This window comes from Ruegeria sp., assembly GCF_965199275.1.
Classification (GTDB): Bacteria; Pseudomonadota; Alphaproteobacteria; order Rhodobacterales; family Rhodobacteraceae; genus Ruegeria.
On the sequence record NZ_CBDAQX010000022.1, the window covers coordinates 363,263 to 375,613 of the forward strand.

Below are 12,351 nucleotides of genomic sequence, written 5' to 3' on the forward strand. Positions count from 1 at the left end.
CTAGAGCGCTCAGAAATCGCTGATATCTTTCCACTGCCGCTGGTCCGACGAAGCCAGCGCAGCCGCCAGCACCCGGTTGACCTCATGCCCGTCGCGGAAGGTCGGCCAGATCGGATTGCCGGTGTGAATGGCCTGCAGGAAATCCTTGGCCTCGATGATGATCTGATCCTGATAGCCGGTTCCGTGGCCGGGGCCCTGACAGAAGGGCTCATAATCCGGATGGGCGGGGCCGGTCAGAATTTTTGTGAACCCGCGCTGCCCTTCCGGCCCTTCGCGGCGATAGAGCCAGAGGGCGTTCTGATCTTCCTGATCGAACCGGATTGCGCCCTTGGTGCCCGAAATCTCATAGGCATAACCCATCTTGCGACCCGTCGCGACGCGGCTGAAGTAGAGGTTGCCCATCACACCGTTTTCAAAGCGGCACATCATCTGGGCGTGATCGTCATTCGTGACCTCTCCGCCTGGGCGCGTGCGGTGAACGGTTTCGACCTCAGCCATGACCTGCGCAATCGGGCCGATAAGCGCCAGCGCGCCGTTCACCATATGCGGTGCCAGATCTCCGATCGTGCCGTTGGCCATGCCGGTCGTGCGCCACGTGGCGGGGGCGTCGGGGTCAGCATAGAAATCCTCGGTATGCTCACCGCGAAACCAGGTGATGTCGCCGATCTCACCTTCGGCAATCAGTTTGCGCGCATACTGACTGGCAGGGGTGCGGATATAGTTGAAACCCACCATATTGACGACGCCGGCTTCCTCGGCCGAGCGCGTCATCGCCTGACTGTCCTCCAGTGACGCCCCAAGAGGTTTCTCGCACAGGACCGGCTTGCCCAAGGCAAAGGCCGCCTCGGCGATCTGGCGGTGCGTTTCCTGAGGCGACGCGATGACAATCGCTTCAACCTTCGGATCCTCAAGCAGAGCGCGCCAATCATCGGTCGCGCGCTGGAACCCATAGGCCGCACGGTATCGTTCGGCACTTTCAGGGGACGAGGCGCAAATCACCTCGAGCTGCGGACGCAGAGCAGTGTTGAACACAGCGCCCACGGCGGACATGGCAACAGAATGCGCCTTGCCCATATAGCCGCCACCAACAATTCCAATTCCGATTTCAGGCATCTGTCGCGGCTCCGAACATACTATTTGCAACCGGTTGCAAAATCAGTATCGTGTGAATCGATTCAACGCAAGGTCCAAACTTTGCCGACGACGTTACGCCGGAGGAACATCACGTGAGCGCTTTGGTCGAGGGCATCAAAGGAAATCGGTTTGCGGTTTTCGGTCGTGCCGGAATGGATATGTTTGCCGATCCAATCGGCGTCAAAAGCGAGGATGCCGACACGTTCCATGCCGATCTCGGCGGATCCTCGGCCAATATTTGCGCGGGTCTGGTCAAGCTCGGCAGTCAGGCATCATTGGTTACCTCGGTCTCGGACGATGCAGTTGGTCGATTCTGTCTGAACCGCCTGCGGCACTACGGTGTCGACACCTCTTACATCCGCGTTGTCGGCGGTGAGTTCCGCATATCCCTGGCGATTTATGAAAGCCGGATCGAGAATTTTCAGAACGTCATCTACCGCAATGGTGCGGTCGATTTCCAAGTCACCGAAGAGGACATGGACCGGATCGACTATGCGACATTCTCAGCCGTGATATCCGCCGGAACTGTCTTTGCAGCGGAACCGTCACGCGGCGCCACGTTTAGGGCTTTTGACAACGCGCGCGCCGCAGGGTTGCCGGTGGTTTTCGATATCGACTATCGCCCTTATAGCTGGCCGTCGCCCGAAGTTGCGGCCGATGTCCTGTCCCGGGCCGGAGAGGCCAGTGATCTGATTGTCGGCAATGACGAGGAATTCGGCTTCATGGCCGGCGGCATCGAAAAAGGGTTCGCAAAGGCCAAGGAATTGGCCGAAAAGCCGGGCCGCATCGTCATATACAAGATGGGTGAAAAAGGTGCGGTCACGATGATGGACGGTCAGGAGATTCACACGGGCATCTACCCCGTTACCGCAGTCAAACCCAACGGAGCAGGTGACAGCTTTATGGCAGGCTTGCTGGCCTCTGTCGCAGCTGGCTATTCGTTGGAAGAAGCCGTCATGCGCGGTTCGGCCTGCGCATCCATCGTGGTTTCGAAACCCGGATGCGCCCCCGCCATGCCCACAACGCCCGAGCTGGATGCGTTTCTGGCCGACCATCCCGGCCCGACCATATAGGAGGCTCCCATGCACATCGCGCCCTATGATAACAAGAACAAAGCCATCGTCGATGTCGACGATCCGCTGGTCCCGCTGAACTATTTCAACATCGTCAAGCTCAAGCGCGGCGAGGCGTTCGAATACCAGGTACCGGGCTATGAGACCTGCATCGCCCCCGCCACCGGCTCGGTGGATGTAGACATCGAAGGCGTGCAATTCGCCAAGATGGGCAACCGAGGCGAGGACGTGTGGGATGGTGAGCCAGAGGGCGTCTATGTCCCGGTTGGCGCCAAAACGCAGCTGGTCTGTGTGTCGGAAGAGGCCGAGGTTTTCATCGCCGGGGCCAAGTATGACAAGGTTCTGGACCCGTTCGATGTCCGCGAGCATGACCTTGTGCAATACGGCAGCGACGACACCAAAACGCATCGCAAGATCAAACATATCCTCGGGCAAAAACAACAGGATAAGGTCGGCCGCCTTTTGGTGAGTGAGCTGTTCACCGTCGGCCAAGGCGGCTGGTCGGGCTTTCCCAGCCACAAACACGACACCAACCGTCTGCCGGATGAGACGCGCCACGACGAGACCTATAACTTCCGCTTCAAACCCAATTGGGGCTCGGGCCTGCAGATGTTGCAGCGCGAAGACAATGAACCGGGTGATGCCTATCACATCGTCGATGGCTCGACCGTTTGTATCGACAAGGGCTATCATCCCTGCTGCGTGCTGCCAGGTTATGAGATGTATTACTTCACCATCCTCGGCGGGCTGACGCAGCGATCGCTGGTGCAGTATTTCCAACCCACCCATGCCTATCAGGTCGAGACGATCCCGGGCATCAAAGACATGATCGCGAAGTTTAAATGACGCTCGTCACCCTGAAAGACGTCCTGCAACCGGCCTATGAACAGGGCTATGCCGTCGGTGGTCTGGTTACCCTCGGCTGGGAGGACATGCGCGCCTATGTGGCCGCTGCCGAGGCTGAAAACGCGCCCGTCATCCTGCAGGCAGGTCCCAGCTGTCGCGAACACACGCCCCTGCCCATCCTTGGTAAAATGTTCCGCCATCTGGCCGAGGGGGTCTCGGTCCCCGTAGTGGCACATCTGGACCATGGTTACACATATGAGGACTGCAAGATCGCGTTGGACAGCGGTTTTACGTCATTGATGTTCGACGGGTCGCGCAAACCGTTGCAACAGAATATCGACGAGACCGCCGCCATTGCTGAAATGGCCCACGCAGCCGGGATTTCCTGTGAAGGTGAGATCGGGTTCGTCGGCTATTCCGGCGGTGAAGGCTCGAACGGAACTGACCCCGAGGAGGCCGCGCAATTCGCCCGTGAAACAGGCGTGGATGCGATGGCGATCTCGGTCGGGAATGTCCACCTGCAACAGAACAAGGAAGGCGGTCTGGACGAAGACCGCATCGCTCGGATCGACGCGCTGACCGAGGTTCCGCTGGTGATCCACGGAGGCTCGGGCGTACCGGTCGAACAGCGCACGCGTTTGGCCAAAGGCACCTCGATCTGCAAATTCAACATCGGGACCGAACTGCGCATGGCCTTCGGCAACGCCCTACGCGACGCTGTGAAAAGCGACCCCGAACGGTTCGACCGCGTGACCATCCTGAAAGAGACCCACGACCCGGTCGAAGCCGCCGCCCGCACCGTCATCAGCGCCTTTGGGGCACCGCCTCAAAGATAGCGAGATCGGGATGTAATTGGCTATGTAGTTTAACCCTGCGACTAGATAGATTGTCTTTCTCAGGCAACGTTTGTGTATCTGGGGGAAAAGTGGTCCTTCGGTCAGCGAGCGGAGAAAAAGGAAAAAAGAGCCCAGAGAGATCGATGCTGCGCTGCGCACCAATGTCTGCTTCAATGGTTCTTGGTTTTGCGCTATGAACGTAAGCACTTCGAGCAAACCCGACCTATGGCAACAATTTTGGCGACTCAAAATCCGATCATACGCCCCGCGCAGGCGGCGGACGCCAATGCCTTGGCGACCTGTATCGACGCAGCATATGGAAAATACGCCGAGCGCATCTCCGATCTCCCCGCTGTTTCCAACGGATGCGCGCAAGACATTGCCGACAATCAGGTTTGGGTCGTCGTGCAAAGCAACGAGATCATAGCTGGTCTCGTTCTTGTCGCCGGTGATGGTTTCATGAAACTTGCGAACCTTGCGGTTCATCCCGACCATGTCGGTGAGGGTCTGGGACGTAAACTGATCGAACTTTCAGAGCGCGAAGCAAAACGGCTAAGATTCAGTGAAATGCGTCTGAATACCCACGTCGACATGCCCGAGAATGTTCGACTTTACCAGCACTTGGGGTGTCGAGAACATTCTGAATTGTCCGGTGTAGGTAACATGCCAATTGTCCGCTTCAGTTGATTGCGCGGTGGCCCAATTCGGAGGGAGCCGTAGGCGACCGTAGATTTGGGCCACCGCGTTCGCGCCACGTCGAAGCGGGTCACGCGACTTTGTGTTTGCTATCCTCCTGTGTGATGGGTGATCCGTCAGGCTGGTAGCGGCCAATGCATCTCGGGCCGTGGAAGATGACCAGTTGACCATCGGGGTATTCGTGGACCCTGACCTTCGCCTTGACGAAATGATGACGGTGCCTGTCTGCCGCGATCTGCATGACCAGGCCCTTGTAGCGCACCGTATTGTCGTTGCCGACGACGCGGTCTTCCTGCACACACAGGGTGTCGCGCACATTGCCTGTAAACGGCACGAAGGCCGAGGTCGTATCCTCCGGCTCCTTTGCAAACAGGGCATTGTGTTCGGGAAGATAGACCTCTTTCAGGAACTGATTGGCCTCTTCAATGGTTGTGATCCCATGGGACCGCAGTTCCTGCGGCAATCGGTTCTGGAACGTGCCAAACATGCGTTCAGACCGTCCACGGGCCTGCGGTGAATAGGCCGGGATCAGCTCAATGCCGAGTTGCTGCAAGGCGCGCCCGACCTGGGTCAGATTGTCCTTGTCCACTTTGCCGCCCGCTTCGGGCGTATGCCAGTAATGAGAGCCCCGATCGGCATAGAGCGAGCAAAACAGACCTTGCGCCTCGATCACCTCTGTCAGCCCCTGAAAACTGCTCATCGTCCCTTCTTCCTCGACAAAGAATGCCGAATAAACCCGGTTGGTGGCATCGTCCATGGTGACGATCAGATCCCACCACTGACCCGGAACCCATTCATGGCTGGAGCCGTCCTGATGCAACATCATGCCAACCATCGGACGGCGGGGCCGCTTGCGCCGATGGGCACCTCGTCGGGGTGCTGCCTGAACCCGGCCGTGGCGCTGCAGTGTAAGCCGCACCCAGTTGTAGCTCTGTGTGAAACCATGGTGGGCCACCAGCTTCTCGTGGAAATGCTTCGGCGTGTAATCCCAGTACTTGGTATCAAACAGTTCAAGCATCTCCATGACCTTATCCGTGGCAACACGATTGTTGGCCAGTTTGCCAAGCCGACGGTCGTACAGACCTTCTGCACCATCCGCCTCAAATCGATCCTCCCAACGCCTGACGGTGCGCACGGATACACCCAGTATCTCAGCCGCCTGTTCTTGCGTCAGCTTGTTCGCGCTTCGCCGCGAATACACATCTTCAAACTTCATCAGTCGAACTTCCTGTAACACTTCTGCTCGGTTCATAACGCCTCCTCTCAGAGACAGAATAGAACCGGACAGATCGCATGTTACATACACCGGACATATCGCGTGTTAGCGACACACTTGGGGTGTCGAGAACATTCTGAATTGTCCGGTGTAGGTAACATGCCAATTGTCCGCTTCAGTTGATTGCGCGGTGGCCCAATTCGGAGGGAGCCGTAGGCGACCGTAGATTTGGGCCACCGCGTTCGCGCCACGTCGAAGCGGGTCACGCGACTTTGTGTTTGCTATCCTCCTGTGTGATGGGTGATCCGTCAGGCTGGTAGCGGCCAATGCATCTCGGGCCGTGGAAGATGACCAGTTGACCATCGGGGTATTCGTGGACCCTGACCTTCGCCTTGACGAAATGATGACGGTGCCTGTCTGCCGCGATCTGCATGACCAGGCCCTTGTAGCGCACCGTATTGTCGTTGCCGACGACGCGGTCTTCCTGCACACACAGGGTGTCGCGCACATTGCCTGTAAACGGCACGAAGGCCGAGGTCGTATCCTCCGGCTCCTTTGCAAACAGGGCATTGTGTTCGGGAAGATAGACCTCTTTCAGGAACTGATTGGCCTCTTCAATGGTTGTGATCCCATGGGACCGCAGTTCCTGCGGCAATCGGTTCTGGAACGTGCCAAACATGCGTTCAGACCGTCCACGGGCCTGCGGTGAATAGGCCGGGATCAGCTCAATGCCGAGTTGCTGCAAGGCGCGCCCGACCTGGGTCAGATTGTCCTTGTCCACTTTGCCGCCCGCTTCGGGCGTATGCCAGTAATGAGAGCCCCGATCGGCATAGAGCGAGCAAAACAGACCTTGCGCCTCGATCACCTCTGTCAGCCCCTGAAAACTGCTCATCGTCCCTTCTTCCTCGACAAAGAATGCCGAATAAACCCGGTTGGTGGCATCGTCCATGGTGACGATCAGATCCCACCACTGACCCGGAACCCATTCATGGCTGGAGCCGTCCTGATGCAACATCATGCCAACCATCGGACGGCGGGGCCGCTTGCGCCGATGGGCACCTCGTCGGGGTGCTGCCTGAACCCGGCCGTGGCGCTGCAGTGTAAGCCGCACCCAGTTGTAGCTCTGTGTGAAACCATGGTGGGCCACCAGCTTCTCGTGGAAATGCTTCGGCGTGTAATCCCAGTACTTGGTATCAAACAGTTCAAGCATCTCCATGACCTTATCCGTGGCAACACGATTGTTGGCCAGTTTGCCAAGCCGACGGTCGTACAGACCTTCTGCACCATCCGCCTCAAATCGATCCTCCCAACGCCTGACGGTGCGCACGGATACACCCAGTATCTCAGCCGCCTGTTCTTGCGTCAGCTTGTTCGCGCTTCGCCGCGAATACACATCTTCAAACTTCATCAGTCGAACTTCCTGTAACACTTCTGCTCGGTTCATAACGCCTCCTCTCAGAGACAGAATAGAACCGGACAGATCGCATGTTACATACACCGGACATATCGCGTGTTAGCGACACTTGGGGTGGGCTGAGGTTAGTCGAAGTGGTAACATAGTCTCGATGCGAAAGCACGTGGCCAGTGACTGACTAAAGCGTGCTTGCCCTGATGGTTGCCGCAATGGTCCTAGCTGCGCTGGAAATAAGAAGCGGCCGTTCACACGGAGTTCTTGATTGGCAGTTTTATCCGCCTCTCGTCACCTGATGGATTCGTTTTGAATGACAGCCTTCTGCAAAGCTGCGTTCAGGTGCCGAACTATCGGCCAAAATAAGTCAAGCCGGTGCTTCATTGACATATCCTGCGACGGGAAATCAATTGCTTGGCCCATGCCGGACGATCAAACTAAGCCTAGATCGAGCCGCCCTCGACCATGAAGTTCCCGGCGCTGCACATGGCGGCGTCGTCCGAGGCCAGAAATACCACCATCCGCGCCACGTAGACCGGGTCGATCGGGTCCGGCAGACATCAGCGGCAATCGTCGCCTTGCCATTCTGGCCACCTGCGTGGTGGAGTGGTCGGCCTCCATCGCAGATACCGTTGTCGACACCCATGACCGGATCGTAGTCAAGATGTGGCGGGAGGCGAAGAAACTCAGCACGCTACACTTCGAACAGGCGCAGGCAGATATCGCCAACACACTGGTCGGGTTCCAATCATTGGGAACGACCTTGCTGATGGCCCGGGGCGATGAGGCGGCTGTAGAAAAGCGTGCAATTTTGACCCCCTAAGCGGGGAAATCGGCGTCCAAATTTGACCCCTCCCTATGGTTGTAGACATCCTTTTCATTGAGCAGTCGATGGAGAGGCAAGCGGGATGATTTGCGTGGAAACTATTAGAAAAGTGCGTCGCTTACACCTGATCGAAAAAAAGAGCATCAAGGAAATTTGCCGTTCGCTCAATTTGAGCCGTGCAACGGTTCGAAAGATAATCCGATCGGGAGTGACGGAGTTCAAATATGAGCGCAAATCGCAGCCATACCCGGTGCTCGGGCCTTGGCGCGCGCGTCTGGATGAAACGCTTGAGGAGAACGAGGCGCTTCCGAAGAAACACCGCAAGCGGATGACCAAAATCTGGAAGGAACTCTCCGATGATGGTTTTGGCGGCGGGTATGACAGTGTTCGACGCTACACAAAGAATTGGCGCATTGCGCACGGCCGACAACAGGCGCAGGCGTTCATCCCGCTGATCTTTGATCCTGGGGAGGCGTACCAGTTCGACTGGAGTGTGGAGACGGCTTTGATGGACGGTGCACTCACGACCGTGAAGGTTGCCCATTTCAAACTTTGCCATAGCCGCATGCCATTCTCCATTGCCTATCCGCGCGAGACGCAGGAGATGGTCTTTGATGCCCACGACGAGGCCTTCAAATTCTTTGGTGGAGGCTGCATCAACGGGATCTACGATAACATGACGACCGCCGTCGATGCGATCCTGTCGGGCAAGGAAAGAAAGTTCAACAAGGCATTCTCCCGGATGTGTTCTCATCATCTGGTGAACCCGATCGCCTGTACGCGCGCGGCCGGTTGGGAGAAGGGTCAGGTTGAGAATCTGGTCAAGGAGAGCCGCGCCTATAGTTTTACACCGCGTCTGGAGGTGGCCGACTTCGATGAATTGAATGCCCGGCTGCAAAAAGACGCGATCAAACGCGCAAAAGAACTGCGGCATCCGGAAAACCTGGAGGTGACGGTCTGGGAGGAGTTCCAGCAGGAAAAGCCGCTGCTGACGCATCTGCAGAAGCCCTTCGTCGGGTTCCGTGAAAAGACGGTCGCCGTGAGCCGAACCTGCCTGATCAACTTCGAAAGAAACAAATACAGCGTTGAGGCAAGAGCTGTTGGACGTCAGGTCCAGTTGCAGGTCTACGCCACGCGGATTGTCCTGCGCCAAGACGGTGAGATTGTCGGAGAGCACGAACGGTGCTTCGGCCGAGGAAAAACGATCTTCAACCCTTGGCACTATGTGCCCGTCCTCAAGCGCAAGCCTGGCGCTCTGCGCAATGGAGCACCGTTCCGTGACTGGGACCTACCACCGGCAATGACGCAGATCTGGACCCATCTGCGGGGCACATCCGACGGAGACCGGCAACTTGCCGATATTCTTTTCGCTGCTTACCAGCACGACATTGATGTGGTCGAGGCTGCCTGCGAAGAAGCTCTAAAATCTGGCCTGCGCAAGGCCGATGCGATCCTGAACATTGTCTCTCGGCGCACCAATCCCCCGCCGCCAAAGGCGATTGAGCCGCCTGCCCACCTGCAGCTGAAAATGGCACCGATCGCGGATTGCGCTCGCTATGACAGGCTTGGAGGCTCCCATGCAACTGCGTAAGGAAATTCTCGAACTTGCCCGTCAACTGAAGTTGCCAGGCATCGTCAACTGCTTTGACGAAGTGATGCAGGCCGCAGCCAAAAACAACTGGCGGCCCCAACAGGTCGTGGCCGAACTCCTCACGGCCGAACTGGCCGAAAAGACTGCGCGCTCGATCCGGTATCAGATGGGTGCCGCAAAGTTCCCGGTCTGCAAGTCCTTACCTGAGTTCGACTTCACGGTCAGCCCCGTCAACGAGGAAGTCGTGCGCAATCTTCATGACGGCGATTTTATGGACCAGGCCAGGAATGGCGTGCTGGTCGGTGGAACCGGATCGGGCAAAACGCATCTCGCAACAGCGATCGGGGGCCACGCGGTCAATAACCGCCGGCGGGTCAGGTTCTTCAGCGCTGTGGATCTCGCGAACAAGCTGGAGGCTGAACATCGCGAAGGCAACGCCGGGCGGCTCAGCGAGCAGCTGATCCGCGTCGACCTCGTGATTATAGACGAACTCGGTTATCTGCCGTTCGCAGAGTCTGGTGGACGATTACTCTTCCATCTCATCAGCAAACTGTACGAGCGAACGTCTATTCTGCTAACAACCAACCTCGCATTTGCTGAATGGCCGAGTGTGTTCACAGATGCCAAAATGACCACTGCTCTCCTGGATCGACTGACACACCATTGCGATATCATCGAAACCGGGAACGAAAGCTGGCGAATTAACCACCGCGACTAACCTCGAAATCGGGGAATAAATTCAAAACAGACAGCAGGTCAAACCTTCAGTCGAGCTACGCTCTCTTTTCGGTTTGACCTGCTGTCCACCCCCTCCTGAATCAACCTAAACACGACCCCCTCAACGCCCCTCTTAGCTCCAAGGGGGGTCAAATTTGGACGCCGATGGGGGGTCATTATTCAATGCCGATTGACAGGCCAGAAGAAGCAGAAGAACAGGCATAGATCTGTTTGGCCCGTTCCAGCCGCAAATGGCAAGGCTGGTGTTACGCTGCGTTTTCGTATTCGAACAACTCAGGCTCTCGTTGATCCTCGGCGGCAACAGGTTCAGGCGTGTAGTAGGCCCAAGCTTGCTCCAACAAGGTCAATGCTTCCTTGGCGTCGGTTTTCGGTGTGTTTGTTTGTGTACTCATCGGAGTGATCCTGATTTCATCACTCCTCCCTACTGCAAATATACCGCCTCGGTGGTCTGACGACATCGGACGTTTTTGCAAAGGGGACATGCGCTTGCCGCAGCACGGCAAGCGCATCGGTCAATCAGACAGAGCGTTCGACCATCATCTTTTTGATCTGCGCGATCGCTGCCGCCGGGTTCAGACCCTTTGGGCAAGTCTTGGCACAGTTCATGATCGTGTGGCAGCGATACAGCTTGAAGGGATCTTCCAGCTCATCCAGACGCTCACCCGTGGCTTCATCACGGCTGTCGATGATCCAGCGGTAGGCATGCAGCAAAGCTGCGGGGCCGAGGTAGCGATCGCCGTTCCACCAGTAGCTCGGGCAGGAGGTCGAGCAGCTGGCGCACATCACGCATTCATACAAGCCGTCCAGTTTCTTGCGGTCTTCGATGGACTGCTTCCACTCTTTCGCGGGACGGTTGGTCTTGGTTTCCAGCCATGGCATGATCGAAGCATGCTGCGCGTAGAAATGCGTCAGATCGGGGATCAGGTCCTTGACCACCGGCATATGCGGCAGCGGATAGATTTTCACGTCGCCCTTGATCTCATCCATGCCGTAGATACAGGCCAGCGTGTTGATCCCGTCGATATTCATCGCGCAGGAGCCACAGATACCTTCCCGGCACGAACGGCGGAAGGTCAGGGTCGGATCGATCTCGTTCTTGATCTTGATCAGCGCGTCCAAAATCATCGGGCCGCAGGTGTCCATATCGACGAAATACGTGTCGACACGCGGGTTCTGGCCGTCATCAGGGTTCCAGCGATAGATTTGGAACTTGCGCAGGTTCTTCGCGCCGTCCGGTTTGGGCCATGTCTTACCGGTGGTGATCCGGGAATTCTTGGGCAGGGTCAGTTGAACCATGTCAATTCTCCATTCAGCCTGTCCGGGCGCGGTCAGACGCGCCTCGATTGTAGTGCCCCCAATGGGCAATGTTCACGTCAAAATCCGCAGATAACCAGTCGGCAATCGCCTGAGGGTCATCGCGGTCGATATCAAAGCGCAGGAACCTTGGGTTCCCGTCGAAATGGGCCTGCACCTCGTCGTGGTGTACGTCATACATCCGGCGCCAGCCCTGTTTCACCTCGTCTGCGCCCATCCCGTTGGCCTTGCAGCAGCGTTCGAGATAGCCGCCATTGCTGTGCAGCGCGCGCGACGAAATCCAATCCTCGCGATCGCGTGTGTTCAGCAGAAAATAGGCATCCGGATAAGCCGCGTGCAATTCGCGGAAGAACCGCGTGCCATCCAGCATGAACCGTGCATTCACAAAGGCGATGTCGGTAAAGGCCCGGACCGAGCCGAACCCATCCAGAGGCTTCCGACCCATGGCGATATTCGTCACCATTTTCTGAGCCAGATTGTCCCCTTGATCATCCATCCAGTGCACCGACGCGATGCCGCTGTTCTGAAACAGCTTGTGCAGCGACGTGGTGGCGCAGCGGTTCAGGCCAATCAGGATGATCTTGGGGTCTTGCGGACCCGAGGGCAGCTGTTCAACCGTCATGGCAAGCACCCCTCACCGCGCCCGAAAGGGGCGTTGGTCGTGTCGGTGGGT

General features: G+C 57.3%; 13 protein-coding genes. 7 read left to right on the top strand and 6 right to left on the bottom strand.

The features are described from left to right. Window positions 1-9 precede the first annotated feature (9 nt). Window positions 10-1,113, bottom strand: a complete 1,104-nt coding sequence (locus ACOERD_RS21500; RefSeq protein ID WP_419740396.1) for a Gfo/Idh/MocA family protein — start codon at window positions 1,111-1,113, stop codon at window positions 10-12. A 113-nt stretch (window positions 1,114-1,226) separates the two neighbouring features. Here ACOERD_RS21500 and iolC point away from each other — a divergent pair, with 113 nt between their 5' ends. From iolC to ACOERD_RS21520, 4 genes are all read left to right on the top strand, one after another. Further along, entirely contained in the window at window positions 1,227-2,207 is a 981-nt protein-coding gene (gene iolC, locus ACOERD_RS21505; RefSeq protein WP_419740397.1) for a 5-dehydro-2-deoxygluconokinase, read from the top strand. 9 nt (window positions 2,208-2,216) lie between these two features. Beyond that, complete coding sequence (locus ACOERD_RS21510) at window positions 2,217-3,053, top strand: 5-deoxy-glucuronate isomerase (protein ID WP_419740398.1); 837 nt, start codon at window positions 2,217-2,219, stop codon at window positions 3,051-3,053. Then, a complete protein-coding gene (locus ACOERD_RS21515; protein ID WP_419740399.1) occupies window positions 3,050-3,889 on the top strand; it encodes a class II fructose-bisphosphate aldolase in 840 nt (279 codons plus the stop codon). Before ACOERD_RS21510 ends, ACOERD_RS21515 begins: the two co-directional genes overlap by 4 nt. A 72-nt stretch (window positions 3,890-3,961) precedes the next feature. Next, window positions 3,962-4,576, top strand: coding sequence for a GNAT family N-acetyltransferase (locus tag ACOERD_RS21520; RefSeq protein WP_419740400.1), 615 nt, complete (start codon window positions 3,962-3,964; stop codon window positions 4,574-4,576). A 79-nt stretch (window positions 4,577-4,655) separates the two neighbouring features. On the opposite strand, the gene ACOERD_RS21525 is transcribed toward ACOERD_RS21520, so the two are convergent. Both ACOERD_RS21525 and ACOERD_RS21530 read right to left on the bottom strand, forming a co-directional pair. Next, complete coding sequence (locus ACOERD_RS21525) at window positions 4,656-5,837, bottom strand: ISNCY family transposase (protein ID WP_419737631.1); 1,182 nt, start codon at window positions 5,835-5,837, stop codon at window positions 4,656-4,658. Between the two features lie 226 nt (window positions 5,838-6,063). Then, window positions 6,064-7,245 (bottom strand): ISNCY family transposase, encoded by a 1,182-nt coding sequence (locus tag ACOERD_RS21530; RefSeq protein ID WP_419737631.1) that lies wholly within the window; start codon window positions 7,243-7,245, stop codon window positions 6,064-6,066. A gap of 562 nt (window positions 7,246-7,807) precedes the next feature. Here ACOERD_RS21530 and ACOERD_RS21535 point away from each other — a divergent pair. From ACOERD_RS21535 to istB, 3 genes are all read left to right on the top strand, one after another. Continuing rightward, window positions 7,808-8,032: a hypothetical protein gene (locus tag ACOERD_RS21535; RefSeq protein WP_419740401.1), complete on the top strand. Its 225-nt coding sequence runs from the start codon at window positions 7,808-7,810 to the stop codon at window positions 8,030-8,032. An 85-nt stretch (window positions 8,033-8,117) separates the two neighbouring features. Next, the gene (gene istA / locus ACOERD_RS21540; RefSeq protein WP_419738436.1) at window positions 8,118-9,626 is read left to right on the top strand and encodes an IS21 family transposase; all 1,509 of its coding nucleotides are present in this window, start codon (window positions 8,118-8,120) and stop codon (window positions 9,624-9,626) included. Further along, entirely contained in the window at window positions 9,613-10,344 is a 732-nt protein-coding gene (istB, locus tag ACOERD_RS21545; RefSeq protein ID WP_419737606.1) for an IS21-like element helper ATPase IstB, read from the top strand. The genes istA and istB overlap by 14 nt, the downstream gene beginning before the upstream one ends. 265 nt (window positions 10,345-10,609) lie before the next feature. On the opposite strand, the gene ACOERD_RS21550 is transcribed toward istB, so the two are convergent. The 3 genes from ACOERD_RS21550 to ACOERD_RS21560 all read right to left on the bottom strand — a co-directional run bounded on the left by ACOERD_RS21550 (window position 10,610) and on the right by ACOERD_RS21560 (window position 12,300). Then, window positions 10,610-10,756, bottom strand: coding sequence for a hypothetical protein (locus ACOERD_RS21550; protein WP_419740402.1), 147 nt, complete (start codon window positions 10,754-10,756; stop codon window positions 10,610-10,612). 124 nt (window positions 10,757-10,880) lie between these two features. Further along, window positions 10,881-11,660 carry a succinate dehydrogenase iron-sulfur subunit gene (locus tag ACOERD_RS21555; RefSeq protein ID WP_170462678.1) on the bottom strand — a complete coding sequence of 260 codons (780 nt, stop codon included), beginning with the start codon at window positions 11,658-11,660 and terminating at the stop codon, window positions 10,881-10,883. Between the two features lie 13 nt (window positions 11,661-11,673). Next, a complete protein-coding gene (locus tag ACOERD_RS21560; RefSeq protein ID WP_419740403.1) occupies window positions 11,674-12,300 on the bottom strand; it encodes a sulfotransferase in 627 nt (208 codons plus the stop codon). Window positions 12,301-12,351: the final 51 nt, after the last annotated feature.